A 19,811-nucleotide genomic window follows, 5' to 3' on the forward strand; every position below is an offset into this window, starting at 1 on the left:
CGCACCGCTGGGGCGGTCAGCCCGTGAAGCTGGGTTTGCGCTTCTCCCGTTTCGCAGCGCGCCCCTCGCCGTAGTCCGCGCTGGCGTAGCAGGCATCCTCGGCGGCCTGGACCCGAGCCAGGTCGACGGCTCCTTCGCGCCGGGTGAGCTCCTGAAAGGCGATCTTGGCGGCCTTCAGGCTCAAAGGCGCGTTCTCCGCCAACTCCCGGGCAAGGCTTTCCACGGCAGCCTCCAGCGCCGGTGCGTCGGGAAGGATCTGCTGCGCGATGCCAAGCGAGAGCAGCTCCTCCCCGGCATATTGCCGGCCCAGCAGCACCATCTCCCGCGCCCGCGCCAGACCGACCACATCGACCACCTTGACGATGTCCTCCAGGCGGTAGGGCAGGCCGAGGCGCACCGCGGGGATGCCGATGCGTGTATCCGCCTGGCAAAGCCGGAAATCCGACATCAGCGCGAATTCGAATCCGGCGCCGAGGCAATAGCCATGGATCGCGGCGACGATCGGCTTCTCCAGCCCCTGCAATGCCGTCGCGACATCCCGCTGCCAGACGTTGTAGCGCGCGGCGGCGGTGGGATCGGCACGGATCGTGTCGAATTCCGAAATGTCGTTCCCGGTGCAGAAGGCGCGGTCCCCGGCGCCGGCCAGGACCAGCACCCGGATGGCACGATCCTCCGCGACGCGCGCCAGCAAGGCCGGCAGCGCCTGCCACATCTCGGCATTCACCGCATTCAGCCGGCGCGGATTGTCCAGCGTCAGGCGGGCGATGCCGCCGTCGACCTCGAAGCGGATCAGGCTGGTCACAGCGCCTTCTCCGCCCGCAGCGCCGCGATCTCCGCCGGCGTGAAGCCGAACTCGGCCAGCACGCTGTCGGTGTGCTCGCCGCGATCCGGCGTCGGGTTGCGCGGATTGGCCACGCCCGGCATCTGGATCGGCGTGCGCACCAGGTTGATCTCGCCCAGGCGCGGATGCTGCACCGGGAAGGCCAGGCCCAGATGCTGCACCTGCGGGTCGGCAAAGACCTGGTCCATGGAATAGATCGGGCCGGTCGGCACACCTGCCTTGTTCAGCCGCTCGATCCAGTTGGCCGCCGTGTCGCCCAGCAACTTCGCCTGGAGCACGGCATTCACCTTGGCGCGGTTCGCCCCGCGCGCCTTCTCGGTGGCCAGCTCGGGCGCCTTGGCTTCCTCGGCGATGTCCAGCGTCTCGACGATGCGGCGCCACATCTCGTCGCCGCCGGCGGCGACATTGATGATGCCGTCTGCCGTGTGGAACACGCCCGTGGGCACCGTCGTCGGATGATCGTTGCCGGTCTGCTCCGGCACCTGCCCCGCCATGGTCCAGCGCGTCGCCTGAAAATCCATCATGGCGACCATCGCCTCCAGCAGCGAGGTATGCACCCAGCGGCCGCGCCCGGTGCGCTCGCGCTCCACCAGCGCGGTCAGGATGCCAATGGCGCAGAACAGGCCGCTGGTGAGGTCGGCCACGGGAATGCCGACGCGCACAGGCCCCTGTCCCGGCAGCCCGGTGACGCTCATCAGCCCGCCCATCCCCTGGGCAATCTGGTCGAAGCCGGCGCGGCGGGCATAGGGGCCATCCTGGCCGAAGCCGGAGATGGAGCCGAGCACGATGCGCGGATTGATCGCCGCCAGCGCCTCATAGCCGATGCCGAGCCGGTCCTTCACATCGGGGCGATAGTTCTCCACCACCACATCGGCCTGCGCCACCATGCGGCGGAAGGCGGCGAGACCTTCGGGATGCTTCAGGTTCAGCGTGATGCCACGCTTGTTGCGATGGACATGCTGGAAGTCCGGGCCATTGCGCGCGCCACCCATGCCCTTGCCGGTGTCGATCTCGTCCGGCGCCTCGATCTTGATGCAGTCGGCGCCCCAGTCGGCGAGCTGGCGCACGCAGGTGGGGCCGGAGCGCACGCGGGTCAGGTCGAGCACGCGGATATGGGATAGCGGAAGGGTCACGCGACGGTCTCCGTCTGGCGGGCGGTGGTCTGCGCGGCCTGCGCAAGGCGGATGACGATATTGCCACCGGCTTCCACGCTGGCACGGGCGCCTGGGGGAATCAGCAGGGTGGACATGGCTTCCTCGATGATCGCCGGCCCCGCGATCTCGGACCCGGCGGCCAGTCGCCGCCGGTCGAGTACTGGCGCGGCCACCAGCCGGTCGCCGAAATGCGCCTGGCGGGTGCCGGTGCGCGGATCGCCTTCGGCCGTGCTGGGCACCTTGGGGTCCAGCACGCCGCCGGCGGTGCTGCCGGTGACCGAGACGCGGATATTGATCAGCTCGATCGCCGCGACGGCCGGGCGGCGGGCGAAGACGCGCTGGTAGCCCGCCTCGAAGGCGGCGCGGATGGCACCTTCCGCCTCGGCGCCATAGGGGCCGGGCGGCAGATCGGTGATCACCTCATAGCCCTGGCCGAGGAAGCGCAGATCGGCGCTGCGGCGCAGGGTGAGGACGGCATCTGCGCCCAGCGTCGCCGCTATGACCGCTCGCGCCTCCCGCTCCATGGCGGCAAAACCTTCCTCCAGCATCGCCCAGTCCATGCCGTCGAGGCGGCGGGAGATGGTGGCGACGCGATCGACCCGGGCCGGCGCCAGCAGCAGGCCCAGCGCGGAGGCCACGCCGGCGCCCGGCGGGCAGATCACCTCGCTGATGCCGAGGCGGCGCGCCAGCTCCGCGCCATGCAGCGGGCCGCCGCCGCCGGTGACGAGCAGCGCGAAGTCGCGCGGGTCGTGGCCCTGCTCCGCCACATGCACCCGCGCGGCGGCGGCCATCGTCTCATTAACCACGGCATGGATGCCGGCGGCGGTGCGCAGCCGGTCCAGCCCGGATTGCGCCGCCAGGCCGCCCACTGCCGCATCCGCCGCCGCGGTGTCGAGCCGCATGGTGCCGCCCGCAAAGGTTTCGGCATCCAGGTAGCCGAGCAGCAGGTTGCCGTCGGTGACGGTCGGCTCGGTGCCGCCGCGGCCATAGCAGGCCGGGCCGGGGGTGGAGCCCGCACTGCGCGGCCCGACCTTGAGCAAGCCGAGCGCATCATGCGCCGCGATGGAGCCGCCGCCGGCGCCGATCTCGATCAGCTCGATGGTGGAGATGTTCAGCGGCAACCCGCTGCCGGAGGTGAAGCGGCGTTCCCGCCCCGCCTCGAAGCGATGCACCACCAGCGGCTGGCCGCCGGTCACCAGGGCCAGCTTCGCCGTGGTGCCGCCGAGGTCGAAGGCCAGGAGGTCGCCGCGCCCCGATCGCTGGCCGAAGAAGGCGGCGGAGAGCGCACCGGCAGCCGGCCCGCTTTCCAGCAGTTGCACCGGCACGCGCTTGGCCTCCTCCACATGCGTCAGCCCGCCGTTGGACAGCATCATGAACAGCGGCGCGGTGATGCCGAGCGCGGCCAGGTCGTCGGACAGCCGGTTCAGATAGCGTTCCGCCAGCGGCTTCACATAGGCATTGGCGACGGTGGTGGAGGTGCGTTCGAATTCGCGGATCTGCGGCGAGACATCGCTGGACAGCGACAGGATCAGCCCGGGATGCCGCGCCGCGATCAGCCGCGCGGCCTCCCGCTCATGCGCCGGATTGGCATAGGCGTGCAGGAAGCAGATCGCGACGGATTCGACACCCTGCGCCACCAGCGCATCCGCCGCCGCCAGCACGCTGGCCGGGTCGAGCGCGATTTCCACCGCGCCGTCCGGCGCCAGCCGCTCCATCGCCTCCTGCCGCAGGGCGCGGCCGACCAGCGGGCGCGGCAGCGGCAGGTGCAGGTCATAGAGCTCGTATTTGCGCTCATGGCCGATTTCCAGCGTGTCGCGGAAGCCGGCGGTGGCGATCAGGCCGGTGACGGCGCCACGCCGCTCGATCAGCGCATTGGTGAACAGCGTGGTGGCATGCACCACGCGGCCCACGGTCGCCGGGTCCACCGCCTCCGCGGCGAAGAGATGCCGGATGCCGGTCACGACACCCTGGGCCGGATGCTCCGGCGTCGTCAGTTCCTTATGGGCGGCGAAGCGTCCCGTGGTGGCGTCATACAGCACCACATCGGTGAAGGTGCCGCCGATATCGATGGCCAGCGCGTGGCGTTGCGCGATCATGCCGAAGCCTCCGGAACCAGGCCGTCGCGGCGGTCCTGCTCGATGAGATGGGCCGGCCGCTGCGCCGGGTCGCCGAAGCCGCCGCCGCCCGGGGTGCGCAGCTCCACCGTGCTGCCCGGTTGCAGGATGTGCTGGCGCTTGGGGTCCACCAGCACGCCATCGATCAGCACGCCGCCCGGCGTGCCGGACCCGCCGCCATCCAGGCCGCGCGCCGCGGCTTCCTCCCGCGTGCGCTCGGCCATGAAGGTGATGGCGACGGGGGTCGCGGAACGGCTCTCAAAAGCCCATTCCTGGCCGGTGCCGCCGCGATGCCGGCCGGCGCCGCCGGTGCCCTCGCGCAGGCGGCGATGGCGGATGCGGAAGGGCGCGCCCTGCTCGATCATCTCGACCGGCGCGGCGGAGACATTGGACGGCCAGCTCAGCACATTTGCGCCGTCGCGCGCCGCACCGGCCCCGTAGCCGCCATTCATGAAAAACTGATTGGCGATCGGCGTGCCATCCGGCCGTACGCCCGCGAAATTCAGGCTCCAGAGCGGTGAGCCGACGCCCGCGATCACCCGCTCCGGCAGCGCCTTGGCCAGCGCCTCCAGGATCATCGGCGGGATGAAATGCCCGGTCAGCGCGCGATTGGCGCCGGCGGCCGGCGGCGTGGAGTTCAGGATGCAGCCCAGCGGCGCGGCGACGGTGATGGGCCGGAAGGCGCCTTCATTGTTCGGCACCTCCGGGCAGAGCGCCGCCTTCACCGCAAAGGCGGTATAGGCCAGCGTATAGGCGAGGCAGACATTGATGCCGCGCGGCACCTGCGGGTCGGTGCCCGCATAATCCGCATGGATCGATTCGCCCTGCTTATGCAGCGCCAGGCGCAGGCGGATCGGCTGGTCCAGCCCATCGGTCAGCACCTCCGCATGGTAGGTGCCATCCGGCACGGCGCGGATCGCCGCGCGGGTGGCGCGTTCGGAGCGGCCATGGATCTCATCGGCCAGCGCCTCCAGCGTCTCCATGCCATGCTCGTCGAGCAGCGCGCAGAGGCGGCGCTCCATCAGGTCGAGCGCGGTGAACTGGGCATAGAGATCGCCCATCACCTGGTCCGGCACGCGGGTGTTCTTGCGCAGGAAGCGCACGAAGGTGTCGTCGATGGTGCCCGCGCGCACCACCTTCATGATCGGGATCTGCAACCCCTCCTCATAGACCTCGCGCGATTCGGCGGTGCGGATGCGGCCGCCGATATCCGGCGCATGGGCGACGGAGCCGGCGAAGCCCAACAGCCGGCCGCCGCGCATGATCGGCTTGGCCACGGTGATATCGGGCAGATGCCCGGTGCCGAGCCAGATGTCGTTGGTGATGAGGATATCGCCCTGCTCCAGCGTCTCCGGCGGATATTCCGCCAGGAAATGGCCGATGGTGCGCGGCACGGTGCAGAGGAAGGACGGCACGCCATCCGTCGCCTGCACCAGGGAATGACCGCGCGCATCGGTCAGCACGCAGGCGAAGTCGTGCGATTCACGAACGATGGTGGAGAAGGAGGTGCGCAGCAGCGCCGCCCCCGCCTCGTCCACGATGGAGACGAGACGGGTCCAGAGCAGCTCGAGCGTGACCGGGTCGAATTGGGTCATGAAAGCCTCAGTTGAGCCGGATGCCGGCGGTCTCGATCACCCGGTTCCACTTCACCGTCTCGCTGGCGAAGAAGGCACGGGATTCGGCGAGCGTGCCGCCGACCGGGGTGATGCCGAGCGCGGCCAACCGCTCGCGCAGTGCCGCCGTGCCCAGCACGTTGCGGGCATCGGCGTTCAGCCGTTCCAGCAGCGGCTCCGGCACGCTGGCCGGGGCGGACAAAGCGAGCCAGGCGGTGGCGACATAGCCCGCCACGCCCGCTTCCACCGCCGTCGGCACATCCGGCATCGCCGGCGCGCGGACGGGGGATGTGACGGCGAGCGGGCGCAGGGCATGGGCGCGCGCCAGCGGCGGGATGGTGGGCAGGTTCTCGAACATCACCTGGATATTGCCCGCCACCAGGTCGGTCAGCGCCGGAGCGCTGCCGCGATAGGGCACATGCGTCATCTGGATGCCGGCGGTCAGCATGAACAGCTCACCCGCCAGATGCGTGGAGCTGCCATTGCCGGCGGAGCCGAAGCTGATCTGCCCGGGCCGGCTGCGCGCCAGCGCGACCAGTTCCTGCAGCGTCTGCGCCGGCACGCCCGGATGCACCACGATGACATTGGGCAGGTCGCCGAGCACGGTGACCGGCGACAGTTCCTTCGCCGGATCGTAGTTCAGCCGCGGATAGATGGCGCTGGCGCCATGGATGCCCAGCGTGCCGAGCAGCAGCGTGTAGCCATCGCCCGGCGAACGCGCGACGTATTCGGCGCCTATATTGCCGCCGGCGCCGGGGCGGTTCTCCACCACCACGGGCTGCGACCACAGCGCACCGAGATACTCCGCCATCAGGCGGGCGAGCACATCCCCCGATCCGCCTGGCGCGAGCGGCACGACGATGCGGACCGGCTTCACGGGGAAGGCCGGCGGGGTCTGGGCGGCGGCCGGCAGCGCGGTGAGCGCGACGGCGAAGGCGGCGGCGACGATTTGACGCAACATGGCTCATCCTCGTTCAGGTTCAGCCGTGCGACCTGGCGGTATCCCGGTAGACTTAGGTCTTGAGCGTGGCCGTCAGCACGCTGACATAGACGGCACGGCCGGCGGCGATGTGGCGCCGCATGGCCGTCTCGGCGGAAGCAGCCTGGCCGGCCTCGATGCTGGCCAGGATCTCGGTATGCTCCTCGGCGATGCGGCCATGCCGTTCCGGCACGCCGCGGGCGAGGTGGCGGTAGCGCTCGAAGCCCAGCAGCACCTGTTCATGACAGGCGGCGGCGGAGGCATTGCCGCTCAGCCGGCGCAGCTCCTCGTGAAAGTCGAAGCCGACGGCCAGCGTCAGCTCGGCGTCACCGATGCCGAGCACGCGCATATGCCGGGCATGGATGCCGCGCAGCCGCGCGGGGTCCGCCATGCCGCGCGCGACACGGTCGGCCGCCGAGGCGGCGAGCAGCCCTTCCAGCACCTCCCGCGTCGCCGACAGGTCGTGCATCTCCTCCATCGACAGCGGCGGCACGCGCAGCCCCCGCCCCGGCTCGCGGATCAGCAGCCGCAACTGCTCCAGCCGCCTGACGGCATCGCGCAGCGGCGTGCGGCTGACCTTGTAGCGCGCGGCCAGGCGCTCCTCCGTCTCCACCGTATCGGCGCCGAGGTCGCCGCTGGTGATGGCGCCGAGCAATTGCCGGAACACCATCTCGGCGGCGGTCATGCCGGAGGGGGTGCGCTCCAGCTCGTCTCGTGGGTCGGTGGTCCATCGCATGGCGCTATGAATGCATGTATACATGGACACAGCAAGCCCCAAAAATGGCCCGTCCCTCAGCCCGCCGGCGCCTGCCCCAGCAGCCAGTCGCGGAAGGCCCGCAGGGCCGGCACCTCCTCCGCCGCCTCGGGATAGGCGAAGCGGTAGGCCGCCTCGCCCGCCAGGGCACGGGCGAAGGGGGTCGCCACCCGGCCGGCGGTGATGTCCGGCTCGACCAGGAAGCGCGGCAGCAGGGCCACGCCGAGCCCGGCGGCCACCGCCTCCGTCACCATCGCCATGTGTTGGAACAGCGGGCCGCGCAGCCCGTCGATGCCCTCGACCCCCGCCTCCGCCAGCCAGCGTACCCAGCCCTGCGGCTGCGTGGTCTGCTGGATCAGCATATGGCCCGCGAGATCCGCCGGCTCGCGGAGCCGCGCGGCCAGGGCGGCGGCGCAGACCGGCAGGCGCGCATCCTCCACCAGCCGGTGGCTGACCACGCCTTCGGGCGGCGTCTCCGACATCATGATGGCGGCGTCGACATCCTCCGCCGCGAAATCCAGCGGCCGCAGCCGCGTGGTGTAGTTGCGGAAATTGAGCATCACGCCGGGATGCGCGGCCCGGAAAGCCGGCAGGCGCGGCACCAGCCAGCGGGCGCCGAAGGTGGGCGATATGGCGAGGTTCAGCGTGCCGCCGGCGCCGCGATGCGCCAGCAATTCCAGCGTCGCGCCTTCCAGCCGTGCCAGGCTGACGCGCACGCGCGGCGCATAGGCGGCACCGGCGGCGGTGATGACCAGGCGCTGCCGCACGCGCTGGAACAGCCGCAGCCCCAGCAGATCCTCCAGCCCCGCGAGCTGCCGGCTGACCGCGCTTTGCGTCAGGCGCAGCTCCTCCGCGGCGCGGGAGACGCTGAGATGTCGGGCACAGGCCTCGAAGGCCTGCAGGGCGGCGACCGGTGGGACATGGCGGCGCATCGGGGTTCATTCCAATCCGGCATGAAGATATGCGGCAGTTTCATTTGCCGATCCGCCATTTCGCGCGGAACCTGCCACCCAGCCAAGGCGACCCGCCGGTACCGGCGCGGAGGACCATGCAGGATAGGCATGATCCCGCCCCAGCGTAACAGAGCCATCCGGGCATGGATCCGGCGGCCGGGAGATCATGCCAGCTGCGCCCATCCTGCCAGGAGATGAGCCGATGCCTTCTATTCGCCACCCACGCCGCGCCATCCTTGCCGGCGCCGCCCTCACCGCCTTGGCCAGGCCGGCGCTCGCCCAGCCCGCCTGGACACCGCAGCAGCCCATCCGCGTGCTGGTCGGCTATCCGCCGGGCGGCGCGGTGGACATCCTGGTGCGCGTGGTGGCGGAGGGCGCGCATCGCCTGCGCGGCCTGACCATCATTGCCGAGACGCGCAGCGGCGCCTATGGCTTCATCGCCGCGCAGACGGCGGCCCGCGCCGCGCCGGATGGCCTGACGCTCGCCAGCGCCATCATGGGCATGATGAGCGTGCTGCCGGCGATCCCCGGCATTCCGGTGCCGCTCGACCTCGATCGCGAACTGACGCCCATCTCCGCGTTGGCCGGCACGCCGATGGCGCTGGTGGTGCGGCCCGACGCGCCGTTCAACGATATCGACGGGCTGGTCGCCTATGCGAAGTCGCGCGACGGCGCCGCGACCTATGCCTCCTCCGGCAATGGCTCGATCAACCATCTCGGTGCCGCGCTGTTCTGCGGCGCCACCGGTATCACCATGACGCATATCCCCTATCGCGGCGGCGCGCCGGCAACCCTCGATGTCTCGGCCGGGCGCGTCGACATGATGGTGGCGAATGTCGCGGAAGTGGCGGAGCAGATCAGGGGCGGCCGCCTGAAGGGTCTGGGCGTCACGGCGAAGGAACCGACGCCGCTGATGCCGGAACTGACGCCGCTGGCCCAGCGCGTGCCCTCGATGGAGATCAACAACTGGTTCGGCCTTGCCGGCCCCGCCGGCCTGCCGCCGCATATCCGCACGGCGCTCGGCGAACTCTTCGCCGCGGTGGTTGCCGATCCGCAGACGGCGCGGACGCTGAACGAGCGCGGGCTGATCCCGCTCGGCGAATTCGGCACGGCCTTTGAGGAACGCATCCAGCGGGACCGCGCGCGCTGGCGCCAGGTGGTGCAGGCCAACAACATCCGCGGCGACTGAATCCCTTCTTCTTTCTCGCGACGCCATTCCAAGGAAGCGCATGTCTGCAACGCACTCGCCCGGTTCCCTGTCACTGGGGATCGATATCGGCGGCACCTTCACCGACCTCGTCATCCTCGATCCCTCCGACGGCAGCGCCTCCATCTGGAAGGAAAGCACGACGCCCGATGATCCCTCCCGCGGGGCCATCACCGGGCTGGAAGCGCTGCTCGCCCGCAGCGGCATCCAGGCGGGGCAGATCGGCCGCGTGGTGCACGCCACCACGCTGTTCACCAACGCGCTGATCGAACGCAAAGGCGCCGCGACCGGCCTGCTCACCACCGCCGGCTTCGCCGATGTGCTGGAGATCGCGCGGGAGCGGAAATACGAGCTCTACGACCTGTTCCTCGAAATGCCGCAGCCCCTGGTGCCGCGCCCCTGGCGGCGCGAGGCGCGGGAAAGGCTGGGGCCGGATGGCAGCGTCGATGTGCCGCTCGATGTGGAGGCCGCGCTGGCCGAGGTGGCGGAGCTGGTGGCGCAGGGCGTCACCAGCCTCGCCATCTGCTTCCTGCATGCCTATGCCAACCCCGTGCATGAGCGGCAGGCGGCGGCGGCCATCGCGGCGCGCTTCCCGCAACTGTCGCTGTCGCTGTCCTGCGACATCGCACCCGAAATCCGCGAATATCCGCGCACGGTGACCACCGTCGCCAATGCCTATGTGCGGCCGATTGCCGAAACCTATCTCGACACGCTGGAACTGGCGCTGAAGCGCGCCGGCATTCCGGGTGGGCTGTTCCTGATGTTGTCGAATGGCGGCCTGACCCATGTGGCGGAGGCCAAGCGCGCGCCCGTGCAGCTGCTGGAGAGCGGCCCGGCGGCCGGCGCGCTGGCGGGCGCCTGGTTCGGCCGCCATGCCGGGCTGGACCGCGTGCTGGCCTTCGACATGGGCGGCACCACGGCAAAGCTCGCCCTGGTGGACGATGGCGAGCCGCTGGTCGCCTGGGGTTTTGAGGCCGCGCGCACCAAGCGCTTCCTGCGCGGCTCCGGCCTGCCGGTGCAGATCGCGACCGTGGAGCTGATCGAGATCGGCGCCGGCGGCGGCTCCATCGCGCGGCCGAGCGAACTCGGCACGCTGCATGTCGGGCCGGACAGCGCCGGTGCGCAGCCGGGGCCGGTCTGCTACGGGCGCGGTGGCACGGAGCCCACCGTCACCGACAGCGACCTGGCGCTCGGCTATCTCAACCCCGACTTTTTCCTGGGCGGTACGATGCGGATCGATCCCGCGCCGGCGATCGCGGCGCTGGAGGGACTTTCGGCAAAGCTTGGCCTTGGCAGCGGGCGCGCGGCACCTGGCATCCATGACGTGGTGAACGAGAACATGGCCGGCGCCGCCCGCGTCGCCATCGCCGAACGCGGCCGCGTGCCCCGCGACTACGCGCTGCTGGCGACGGGCGGCGCGGCGCCGGTGCATGCCTGGAACGTGGCCCGCAAGCTCGGCGTCGCGCGCGTGGTCTGCCCGCCCGGCGCGGGGGCCGGCAGCACCATAGGCATGCTGATGGCGCCGGCGCGGATCGACCGCGTCGCCTCCCGCAACCAGCCACTGGCCCAGGCCGACTGGGCGGAGATCGACGCGACCTTCGCTGCGCTGGAGCAGGAGGCACTGGCCATCGTCGCCGAGACCGGTGCCGATCTGGCGCACCGCAGCGTCCGCCGGCTGGCCGATATGCGCTATGTCGGCCAGGGATCGGAAATCACCGTGACGCTGCCCGAAGTGCTGGACCAGGCCGCCGTGCTGGCCGCTTTCGAGGCCGCCTACAAGCAGCTGTTCGGCCGCACCCCACCCGGCGCGGCGGCGCAATTCGTGGCGCTGCGGCTGGCGGTGACGGCGCCCATGCCAGGCGCCGGCGGCCAGCTGCGGATCGGCGGCACCACGGGCGGTGTCGCGCTGAAGGGCAGGCGCATGGTCCATTTCCCCGATGCCGGCGAAATCGAGACGCCGGTCTATGACCGCTACGCCTTGCCCCTGGGCACCACGCTCGAAGGCCCTGCGGTCTTCGAGGAGAATGAAAGCACCTTCGTCGTCGGTCCCGACGCGCGCATCCGCGTGCTGCCCGATGGCGCGATCCTGGCGGAGCATCTGGCGTGATGGAAACGGAAACCGTGCGCCGCTTCGATGCGGTCGAGATCGAGCTGCTGTGGCGCCGCCTGATTTCCCTGGTGGATGAGGCCGCGGCGGCGCTGGTGCGCACCAGCTTCTCCACCCTCGTGCGCGAAAGCTACGACTTCTCCTGCGTCGTCACCGATGCCGCCGGCCAGTCCCTGGTTCAGGCGACCGAGAGCATCCCGAGCTTCATCGGCACGCTCCCGGAGACCGTGAAGCACTTCATCCGCTTCTTCCCGGAGGAGACGTTGCAGCCGGGCGATGTGCTGATCACCAATGACCTCTGGCTCGGCACCGGCCATCTGCCGGACATCACCGTGGCCAAGCCGATCTTCCGCGACGGCAAGCTGGTGGCCTTCAGCGCCTCCACCGCCCATGCCCCCGATATCGGCGGCAAGATCCGCAGCCCGGAGCCGCGCGAGGTGTTTGAGGAAGGCCTGCAGATCCCGCCGATGAAGCTGCTGCGCGCGGGGCAGCAGGACGACACGCTGGTGGCGCTGATCCGCAAGAATGTCCGCACGCCGGACCAGACCATGGGCGACCTATGGGCGCAGGTGGTGGCGCTGGACCTGATGGAGGAACGGCTGCTGGTGCTGATGGAGCAGGCCTCGCTCACCCATCTGCGCGACCTGGCGGCCGAGATCCACGATCGCTGCGAGACGGCGATGCGCAGCGCCATCGCGGCGCTGCCGGACGGCACCTATCGCAGCGAGTTGCAGACCGACGGGCTGCTGGACAAGCCGGTGACGCTGAAGATGGCGCTGACCATCTCGGGCGATTCCATCTCGGTCGATTACAGCGGCACCGATCCGCAGGTGGATCGCGCGATCAACTGCGCGCTTTGCTACACTTATGCGATGACCATGTACGGCGTGAAGGTGTGCACCAGCGCCACGCTGCCGAACAATGAGGGTGCCTGGCGGCCGATCAGCGTCACCGCCCCCGCGGGCTGCATCGTCAACCCGGTGTTCCCGGCCTCCGGCGGGTCGCGCATGCTGATCGGGCATTACCTGCCGATGCTGGTCTTCGGCTGCCTCGGCCAGGTGGTGCCGGACCGGGTGATGGCGGCCTGCGGATCGCCGATGTGGGGCATGAACCAGTCGGGCGTGAATGCGGCCGGGAAGCCCTATGCCAATATGTTCTTCTTCAATGGCGGCATGGGCGGCAATATGCGGGGCGATGGGATTTCCTGCCTGTCCTGGCCCTCCAACGTCTCCTCCACCCCGGTCGAGATCACCGAGCACATCGCGCCGCTGCGCGTGCACCACAAGCGTCTGCGCCCCGGCAGCGGCGGCCCCGGGCGGCATCGCGGCGGGCTGGGGCAGGAGGTGCTGATCGAGAGCCGCTCCGAGAGCCCCATCGCCGTCTCCTTCCTCGCCGAGCGCACTATCTTCCCGGCCTTCGGCATCGAGGGCGGCGAGCCCGGCGCGCCGGGCATGCTGCGGATCAATGGCGCGGCGGTGGACCCCAAGCGGCAATATGTGCTGGCGATGGGCGATACGGTGCTGATGGGGACGCCGGGCGGCGGTGGCCATGGCAGTCCCGCGGAACGTCCGGAGGGTGCCAGACAGGCGGACCGGCAGTTCGGCTACACGCTCTGAGCGTCAGCGCGGGGACGCGGCGGACGGCCTCAGGCAAGGCGATCGACGTCGTGGCTGAGAGGGTCACGACGCAGGCTGGGCAACGAATCCCTCAGCGCGTTGGTACGCCGTTTCGGCGGAACCTAGGCTTGCGCGCGCGCCTGTGCGGCGAGGCGGGGTCGCAAGCGGAGCCGGCGCGGGCGGCCATCGGATCCGGACATACGGCAGAATTATAGCGCCGACATTCTCGGGGCTCCGCAACACGCCGGAGACCCCGAAGATGAACAGCCCCCAGGCACACGCCCTGCACGCCACTGCCCGCCTTTCCACCGGCCAGGGGCGGCGCCCGGCATGACGCAGCTCATCGTCAACAGCAGGCCCGTCACCATCACCGGCCGCGACGACACGCCCCTGCTCTGGGTGCTGCGCGAGGATCTTGGCCTGCTCGGCGCGAAATACGGCTGCGGCGTCGCGCAATGCGGCGCCTGCCGCGTGCTGGTGAACGGCATATCCACGCCCTCCTGCCTCGTGACGTTGGGCACCTTGCAGGGCGCCTCGGTGGTCACGGTGGAGGGCCTGGCCGCGGCAGACGGAACGCTCTCGCCTGTGCAGCAGGCCTGGATCGAGGAGCAGGTGCCGCAATGCGGCTTCTGCCAGCCGGGCTTCCTCGTCGCGGTCACCGCGCTGCTGGATCGCACCACCCATCCGACCGATGCCGAGATCAACGCGGCCATCACGAATATCTGCCGCTGCGGCACCTATCCGCGCATCCGCCGCGCCATTCATCGCGCCGCCACGGCGCGGGCCACGGATCGCGCCGCCGCGGCGCCGGCGGAAGGCTGAGGCCCGCGCCATGGCACGCCTCCCCTCCCGACGCAGCATCCTGATCACCGGCGCGGCCCTCGGCGGCACGGCGCTCGTCGCCGCCGTGGCCGGCGCCGGCTACCTCGCCACGGTCGATGTCGATGGGCCCGCCGGCTTCCTCGCCGGCGATCAGGCCGTCTTCAACGCCTTCCTCGCCATCCACGACGATGGGCGCGTGGTGGTCCAGGCCCCGCGCAGCGAGATGGGCCAGGGCATCCACACCGGCCTCGCCATGCTGGTGGCGGAGGAGCTGGACATTCCCTTCGACGGGCGCATCTCCGTCGAACACCCGGTCGCGCTGCACGCCGTCTATGCGCAATGGGCGGTGCCGCTCGGGCTGCGTCCGGAAAACGCGCGTGGGCCCCTGGCCTGGATCGGCCGGCGGGCGATCTCCGCCGTGCCGCTGATCGTCACCAGTGGTTCGGGGTCCATCTTCGGGCTCTGGCACCCGATGCGCAGCGCGGGCGCCGCGGCCCGGCAGATGCTGCTCGCGGCCGGCGCCGCGCGGCTCGGCGTGCCGCAGGCGCAGCTCAGCACGGCCGATGCGGCGGTGCATCACGCGGCGAGCGGTCGCAGCATCCCCTATGCGGCGCTGGCGCGGGACGCCGCGCTGCTGCCGCCGCCGCGCGCGCCGGTGCTCAAGCCCCGCGCCGCATGGCGGCTGATCGGCCGGTCGCAACCCCGTCTCGATCTACCCGCAAAAGTCCGGGGTGCGCCGGTCTTCGGTGCCGACGTGACGCTGCCGGGCCTGCTGCATGCCAGCATCCGCCAGGCGCCGGTACATGGGGCGGGGGTCGCGCGTATCGCCAACGAGGCAGCGATCCGCGCCGCGCCAGGCGTTCTCGACGTCGCGGTGATCGACGGGCGCAGCGTGGCCGTCGTCGCGGCCTCCTGGTGGCAGGCTGAGCAGGCCGCCGGACAGCTCGAACTGGCCTGGACGCGCACGGAGGCGGACAGGGTCTCGGGCCGCGCGCTCACGGCCCGGCTGCACCGGGCGCTTGAGGGCGAGGACCCGCACCAGCACCTCGCACAGGGCGCGGCCTTCCCGTCGCAGCCGACCGGGCTGGTCGAGGCCCGCTACGAGGTGCCCTTCGTCACCCATGCCTGCATGGAGCCGATGAACGCGACGGTGCTGGTGCGGGAGGATGGCACGGCGGAGGCCTGGATGCCCTCCCAGTCGCCGACCAGCCTGCGCTGGGGCGTGCAGCGCGGGGCGGGCTGGGCCGGCGTGGAACTCAGCGAGGTCACCTGCCACGTCACGATGAATGGCGGCGCCTTCGGCCGCCGCAGCGAGATGGATGTGGTGACCCAGGCCGCCTTCCTCGCCGCGCGGCATCGCGGCCGCCCGGTGAAGCTGATGTGGCCGCGGGAGGAGGATATCGGCCGCGGCATGTTCCGCAGCCACGCCGCCGCCAGGCTGCGCGCCGCGCTCGGGCCGGACGGGCTGCCGCGCGCCTATGACGCCATGGTCGCCGCGCAATCGGTCGGGCAATCGACCGTCGCGCGCAACCTCGGCGTCTCGCGCAGCCCGGAGGGTGACTACTGGACCGTCGAGGGCCTGCACAAGGCGCATTACGCCATCCCGTCCCGGCGCCTGCGCAGCCATCACGTGCCGAGCCATCTGCCGATCGCCTATTGGCGCTCCAACGGCTTTTCCTTCGGCACCTTCTTCTCCGAATGCTTCATCGACGAATGCGCCCATGCGGCCGGCCAGGACCCGCTCGCCTATCGGCGCGCCCTGCTGCGCGACAACCCGCGCCACCGAGCGGTGCTGGACCGGGTCGCGGCGATGTCCGGCTGGGAGGTGCCGCTGCCGGCGGGGCGCGGCCGTGGGGTCGCGATCGAGCAGTGCTACGAGAGTGTGGTAGCGCAGGTGGTCGAGGTGACGGTCGCCGCGGATGGCGAGCTCATCGTGGACCGCGTCTTCTGCGCCGTCGATGTCGGCATCGTGGTGAATCCCGATTCGGTCGCCGCGCAGATGGAGGGCGGGCTGCTCTTCGGCCTCGGCACGGCGCTGATGAACCGCATCACCATCCAGGACGGCGCGGTGGTGGAATCCAATTTCCATGACTTTCCGGCACTGCGCCTGCGCGACGCACCGGAGGTGGTGGTGGAGATCCTCGACAGCGACCTGCCGCCCGGCGGCGCCGGCGAGCCCGGCACCGTCCCGGTCGCCGCCGCGCTGGCCAATGCGATCCACGCCGCCACGGGCCGCCGGCTGCGCGCCCTGCCCCTTGCGGTCACCGAAACCATCGACGCGGGGCAGACACGGCGCGTGCTGCCACCGGAGCCCGCCGCATCGTGACGCCCTTTCAGAACGAGAAAGACCCGAGAATGACCACAGCCACGCAGACCCACGACACCGACCGCCGCCCCGCCACAACGACCGCCGCCGCACGATGGACGGCCCAGAACATTCCGCCGCAGCATGGAAGGCTGGCCGTGGTGACCGGCACCGGCGGCCTTGGCTATGAGACCGCGCTCGCTTTGGCCGTGGCCGGCGCGCGCATCGTCATCGCCGGCCGCGATCCCGGCAAGGGCGCGGCGGCGGTCGCCGCCATCACCACCGCGATTCCGGGTGCGGAGGCGCAGTTCCTCCGGCTCGATCTCGCCAGCCTGGACTCCGTCGCGGCCTTCGGCGCGGCGCTGACGCGGGAAGCCGAGCGGGTGGATATCCTGGTCAACAATGCCGGCGTGATGACGCCGCCGGCGCGCCGCCTGACGCAGGATGGATTCGAGCTGCAATTCGGCACCAACCATCTCGGCCACTTCGCCCTCACGGCGCATCTGCTGCCGCTGCTGCGGCGCAGCCGGCGCGCGCGCGTGGTGACGCTCAGCAGCATCGCGGCGCGCAGCGGGGCGATCGATTTCGACGACCTGCAGGCGGAGCGGGCCTACAGGCCGATGCCCGCCTACGCCCAGTCGAAGCTCGCCTGCCTGCTCTTCGCGCTGGAATTCAGCCGGCGCAGCGCGGCGCAGCGCTGGGGGGTGGAGAGCCTGGCCGCGCATCCCGGCGTCTCCCGCACCGATCTGCTGCCGAACGGGGCGGGGCGCGGCAGCCTGCCAGGCCTCATCCGCCGCTTTCTGCCCTTCCTGTTCCAGCCCGCGGCGCAGGGCGCGCTGCCCACGCTCTTCGCCGCGACCGACCCTGCGGCCCGCGACGGCGGCTATTACGGGCCGCGCGGGATCAGCGAGCTGCGCGGTCCTCCGGCGCCGGCCGCTGTGCCGGAGCAGGCCCTGGATGCGGAGACGGCGCGCCGGCTGTGGGAGGAATCGCGGAAGCTGACAGGCCTCAGCTTCGGCTGAGGCTGGCGGCGAAGAAGCCGTCCAGGCTCGCCACGGCCTGGTCCACGAAGACCGGCCTGTCGTAGAGGTCGTAGTGACCGGCGCCCTCGATCACCACGAGGTCGCGCCGGTTGGGCGCGCTGGCCCACAGCCTCCGGCCATCCTCGTCGGACCGGGTGCTGCCCGGCACGCCGCCGATGATCACCTGAAGCGGCTGCACCAGCAGATCCGGCACCAGGTGGAAGGCATCGAAGCCCAGCAGCAGGGCGTGGCTGCGGAACAGCAGCCGGTTGGTGGAACGCGGATGGTGGCCGCGGGGCGTGCGGTAGTAGTCTACTGCCTGCAACGTGGCCGGGTCGCGGAGGCCGGCGGCCTCGGCCTCCGCTGGGCTGTCGGGGATCCAGGGGTCGCGGCGCGGGGCGGCACCGCGTGCCTCCGCCGTGCGCGCCGCGCCGATCGCCTCCAGCAGCGTCTCGGTCGTGCCGGCCTCCGCCTGCATCCGGCGGAAGGCGCGGCCAATATCGCTGGCTACGACGGTGCCGAGGGCCTTGATGCGGCGTTCGGTCAGCGCCGTGCCCACCGCATAGCCGCCACCGGCGCAGATGCCGAGCAGGCCGAGCCGATCCGCATCGATGCAGGGCAGCGTCACCAGGAAGTCGATCGCGCAGCGCAGATCCTCCATCCGCGTCGCCGGATCCTCGAGGTCTCGCGGCGTGCCGCCGCTCTCGCCCTGGTGGGAGGGGTCGAAGGTCAGCGCCGCATAGCCGCGCGCGGCCAGGCGACGGCCGTAATTGGCGCCGATCTGTTCCTTCACGCTGCTGCCCGGCGTGGCGAGAACCAAGGCCGGACGCGAGGCTCCCGTCTGCCCTTCGGACGGCAGCCAGAGCGCGCCCACGATCTCGTTCGGGCCGTTACGGAAGGTGACGCGGCGGGGCTGTTCGGTCATGACAGTCTCCAGGGTTGCAGGGCGGGCGATGCGCGACGCCGGCGCCAGAACCAGGCGAGCAGCGCGGCCGTTCCCTCGGTGGTCAGCAGCGCGGCCAGAATGGCGAGGCCGGCCTCGCCGGCCGTCCAGCCCTGGCGATGCAGCAAATGGCCGGCGCCGGCCAGCAGCACGATCCAGCCCAGTGACCCCAGCGCGGTGGCGGCCAGAAAGGGCACCAGCGGCAGCCGCAGCACGCCGGCCGGCAGCGCCTGGAAGATCCGCACCGTGGGGATGAGCTGCCCCAGCAGGGTCAGCCAGCCGGGCCGCCGGCGGTAATCCGCCATCAGCCGGCCATAGAGACGCGGCGAGAGCAGCAGCCAGCGGCCATGGCGGGTCACCAGCGACAGCGTCCGCCGCTCCCCCACCCAGGCGCCGAGCCCGTACCAGGCCAGCGCGCCGCCCAGCGATCCCGCCATGGCCACCAGGCAGCGCGCTGCCAGCGACCACAGGTCATCGGCCCCGATGCCGATCGCCGGATAGAGGACGTAGGAGGGCAGGATGGGCAGGAACTTCTCGATCATGGCGGCGAGGAACACCGCCTCCAGGCTCGCCGCGCGCAGCAGCGCATCCAGCCCGCTCACCACGTTGCGACGGCCTGCGGGCCCATCAGGCGGTAGGTCCAGACCCGCGCCGGCCACAGGTTCCACCAGATCATGCCGGAGCCATGCGCGCGCAGCCCCGGCCGCGGCGCGGGCACGGGCGACCTGACGAAATAGGTGAATTGCACGAAGGGCGCGCCGCGGACCGCCTGGCGCAGGCAGCCCATGACCAGCCGCAGCCGCTGCGAGGGCGGGCGGATCAGCAGCGGCAGCCCGGCCACCACAGCCGCGACAGGCCTGTCGAAATCCCGCAGCAGGGCCGGCGTGTCCCAGGCATCGGCCTGCAACACGCTAGCCTGCGGCCAGCGCTCCCGCAGCAGCGCGCAAAAATTCGGGTCCGCCTCGACCAGCACCAGCCGGGCGGGGTCCACCCCGCGCTCGACCAGCGCGCGGGTGACGGCGCCGGTGCCTGGCCCGAGCTCGATCACCGGGCCGGGAATGGAGGGGTCGACCCTGGCGGCGATGGCGCGCGCCAGGTCGGGGCTGCTCGGCTTGAAGGCGCCGGCGCGCAGCGGCGCCTGCATCCAGGATTTGAAGAACAGCAGGTTGTCGCCCGCACCGGGGCTGTCATGCCGTTCAGGCCTGGGCGTCGTATCGTGCAGCGCGGGTTGGTTGGCGGTATCGAGCGGCATTCGGAAACCTCGGCCAAGCGGTTGTGTTGCGGCGGACCGTGGGGCGGCTTCGTGTCTGTGATGTTTCCTCCTATGCTGTGCTGCGGCGCATTGGCGGACATCCGCCAGAAACATCCGCGCCTGATCCGG

General features: G+C 71.1%; 16 protein-coding genes. 6 read left to right on the forward strand and 10 right to left on the reverse strand.

Annotated elements, in window-relative coordinates:
* Window positions 1–16 precede the first annotated feature (16 nt).
* From ACVFYP_RS12385 to ACVFYP_RS12415, 7 genes are read right to left on the reverse strand one after another with little or no spacing between them, the layout of a single operon-like run.
* Entirely contained in the window at window positions 17–802 is a 786-nt protein-coding gene (locus ACVFYP_RS12385; RefSeq protein WP_499200495.1) for an enoyl-CoA hydratase-related protein, read from the reverse strand.
* Window positions 799–1,974, reverse strand: coding sequence for a CaiB/BaiF CoA transferase family protein (locus ACVFYP_RS12390; RefSeq protein WP_499200496.1), 1,176 nt, complete (start codon window positions 1,972–1,974; stop codon window positions 799–801). Before ACVFYP_RS12390 ends, ACVFYP_RS12385 begins: the two co-directional genes overlap by 4 nt.
* Window positions 1,971–4,091 (reverse strand): hydantoinase/oxoprolinase family protein, encoded by a 2,121-nt coding sequence (locus ACVFYP_RS12395; protein ID WP_499200497.1) that lies wholly within the window; start codon window positions 4,089–4,091, stop codon window positions 1,971–1,973. Before ACVFYP_RS12395 ends, ACVFYP_RS12390 begins: the two co-directional genes overlap by 4 nt.
* Window positions 4,088–5,704 (reverse strand): hydantoinase B/oxoprolinase family protein, encoded by a 1,617-nt coding sequence (locus tag ACVFYP_RS12400; RefSeq protein WP_499200498.1) that lies wholly within the window; start codon window positions 5,702–5,704, stop codon window positions 4,088–4,090. The genes ACVFYP_RS12395 and ACVFYP_RS12400 overlap by 4 nt, the downstream gene beginning before the upstream one ends.
* Before the next feature lie 7 nt (window positions 5,705–5,711).
* Window positions 5,712–6,683, reverse strand: a complete 972-nt coding sequence (locus tag ACVFYP_RS12405) for a Bug family tripartite tricarboxylate transporter substrate binding protein (RefSeq protein ID WP_499200499.1) — start codon at window positions 6,681–6,683, stop codon at window positions 5,712–5,714.
* Window positions 6,684–6,735: 52 nt separating this feature from the next.
* Window positions 6,736–7,437 carry a GntR family transcriptional regulator gene (locus tag ACVFYP_RS12410; protein WP_499200500.1) on the reverse strand — a complete coding sequence of 234 codons (702 nt, stop codon included), beginning with the start codon at window positions 7,435–7,437 and terminating at the stop codon, window positions 6,736–6,738.
* 56 nt (window positions 7,438–7,493) lie between these two features.
* The gene (locus tag ACVFYP_RS12415) at window positions 7,494–8,387 is read right to left on the reverse strand and encodes a LysR substrate-binding domain-containing protein (protein WP_499200501.1); all 894 of its coding nucleotides are present in this window, start codon (window positions 8,385–8,387) and stop codon (window positions 7,494–7,496) included.
* Between the two features lie 223 nt (window positions 8,388–8,610).
* Between ACVFYP_RS12415 and ACVFYP_RS12420 the strand changes: the two genes are divergently transcribed.
* From ACVFYP_RS12420 to ACVFYP_RS12445, 6 genes are all read left to right on the forward strand, one after another.
* Complete coding sequence (locus ACVFYP_RS12420; protein ID WP_499200502.1) at window positions 8,611–9,597, forward strand: Bug family tripartite tricarboxylate transporter substrate binding protein; 987 nt, start codon at window positions 8,611–8,613, stop codon at window positions 9,595–9,597.
* Window positions 9,598–9,637: 40 nt separating this feature from the next.
* Complete coding sequence (locus ACVFYP_RS12425; protein ID WP_499200503.1) at window positions 9,638–11,722, forward strand: hydantoinase/oxoprolinase family protein; 2,085 nt, start codon at window positions 9,638–9,640, stop codon at window positions 11,720–11,722.
* Window positions 11,722–13,338, forward strand: coding sequence for a hydantoinase B/oxoprolinase family protein (locus ACVFYP_RS12430; protein WP_499200504.1), 1,617 nt, complete (start codon window positions 11,722–11,724; stop codon window positions 13,336–13,338). Before ACVFYP_RS12425 ends, ACVFYP_RS12430 begins: the two co-directional genes overlap by 1 nt.
* A gap of 330 nt (window positions 13,339–13,668) precedes the next feature.
* Entirely contained in the window at window positions 13,669–14,160 is a 492-nt protein-coding gene (locus tag ACVFYP_RS12435) for a (2Fe-2S)-binding protein (protein ID WP_499200505.1), read from the forward strand.
* A gap of 10 nt (window positions 14,161–14,170) precedes the next feature.
* Complete coding sequence (locus ACVFYP_RS12440; RefSeq protein ID WP_499200506.1) at window positions 14,171–16,486, forward strand: xanthine dehydrogenase family protein molybdopterin-binding subunit; 2,316 nt, start codon at window positions 14,171–14,173, stop codon at window positions 16,484–16,486.
* A gap of 29 nt (window positions 16,487–16,515) precedes the next feature.
* The gene (locus ACVFYP_RS12445; RefSeq protein WP_499200507.1) at window positions 16,516–17,487 is read left to right on the forward strand and encodes an SDR family oxidoreductase; all 972 of its coding nucleotides are present in this window, start codon (window positions 16,516–16,518) and stop codon (window positions 17,485–17,487) included.
* On the opposite strand, the gene ACVFYP_RS12450 is transcribed toward ACVFYP_RS12445, so the two are convergent.
* The 3 genes from ACVFYP_RS12450 to ACVFYP_RS12460 are packed head-to-tail and all read right to left on the reverse strand — an operon-like array spanning window position 17,474 to window position 19,682.
* A complete protein-coding gene (locus ACVFYP_RS12450) occupies window positions 17,474–18,412 on the reverse strand; it encodes an alpha/beta hydrolase (protein ID WP_499200508.1) in 939 nt (312 codons plus the stop codon). The genes ACVFYP_RS12445 and ACVFYP_RS12450 overlap by 14 nt on opposite strands.
* The gene (locus tag ACVFYP_RS12455) at window positions 18,409–19,032 is read right to left on the reverse strand and encodes a DedA family protein (protein WP_499200509.1); all 624 of its coding nucleotides are present in this window, start codon (window positions 19,030–19,032) and stop codon (window positions 18,409–18,411) included. The genes ACVFYP_RS12450 and ACVFYP_RS12455 overlap by 4 nt, the downstream gene beginning before the upstream one ends.
* A complete protein-coding gene (locus ACVFYP_RS12460) occupies window positions 19,029–19,682 on the reverse strand; it encodes a class I SAM-dependent methyltransferase (RefSeq protein WP_499200510.1) in 654 nt (217 codons plus the stop codon). Before ACVFYP_RS12460 ends, ACVFYP_RS12455 begins: the two co-directional genes overlap by 4 nt.
* Window positions 19,683–19,811 lie beyond the last annotated feature (129 nt).

This window comes from Roseomonas sp. F4, assembly GCF_053891155.1.

What these genes read in the sequence shown, in the direction of transcription:
- ACVFYP_RS12395 (WP_499200497.1), bottom strand. Translation starts at nt 4,091, where the DNA reads ATGATCGCGCAACGCCACGCGCTGGCCATCGATATCGGCGGCACCTTC.
- ACVFYP_RS12400 (WP_499200498.1), bottom strand. Translation starts at nt 5,704, where the DNA reads ATGACCCAATTCGACCCGGTCACGCTCGAGCTGCTCTGGACCCGTCTC.
- ACVFYP_RS12405 (WP_499200499.1), bottom strand. Translation starts at nt 6,683, where the DNA reads ATGTTGCGTCAAATCGTCGCCGCCGCCTTCGCCGTCGCGCTCACCGCG.
- ACVFYP_RS12410 (WP_499200500.1), bottom strand. Translation starts at nt 7,437, where the DNA reads ATGCGATGGACCACCGACCCACGAGACGAGCTGGAGCGCACCCCCTCC.
- ACVFYP_RS12415 (WP_499200501.1), bottom strand. Translation starts at nt 8,387, where the DNA reads ATGCGCCGCCATGTCCCACCGGTCGCCGCCCTGCAGGCCTTCGAGGCC.
- ACVFYP_RS12420 (WP_499200502.1), top strand. Translation starts at nt 8,611, where the DNA reads ATGCCTTCTATTCGCCACCCACGCCGCGCCATCCTTGCCGGCGCCGCC.
- ACVFYP_RS12425 (WP_499200503.1), top strand. Translation starts at nt 9,638, where the DNA reads ATGTCTGCAACGCACTCGCCCGGTTCCCTGTCACTGGGGATCGATATC.
- ACVFYP_RS12430 (WP_499200504.1), top strand. Translation starts at nt 11,722, where the DNA reads ATGGAAACGGAAACCGTGCGCCGCTTCGATGCGGTCGAGATCGAGCTG.
- ACVFYP_RS12435 (WP_499200505.1), top strand. Translation starts at nt 13,669, where the DNA reads ATGACGCAGCTCATCGTCAACAGCAGGCCCGTCACCATCACCGGCCGC.
- ACVFYP_RS12440 (WP_499200506.1), top strand. Translation starts at nt 14,171, where the DNA reads ATGGCACGCCTCCCCTCCCGACGCAGCATCCTGATCACCGGCGCGGCC.
- ACVFYP_RS12445 (WP_499200507.1), top strand. Translation starts at nt 16,516, where the DNA reads ATGACCACAGCCACGCAGACCCACGACACCGACCGCCGCCCCGCCACA.
- ACVFYP_RS12450 (WP_499200508.1), bottom strand. Translation starts at nt 18,412, where the DNA reads ATGACCGAACAGCCCCGCCGCGTCACCTTCCGTAACGGCCCGAACGAG.
- ACVFYP_RS12460 (WP_499200510.1), bottom strand. Translation starts at nt 19,682, where the DNA reads ATGCCGCTCGATACCGCCAACCAACCCGCGCTGCACGATACGACGCCC.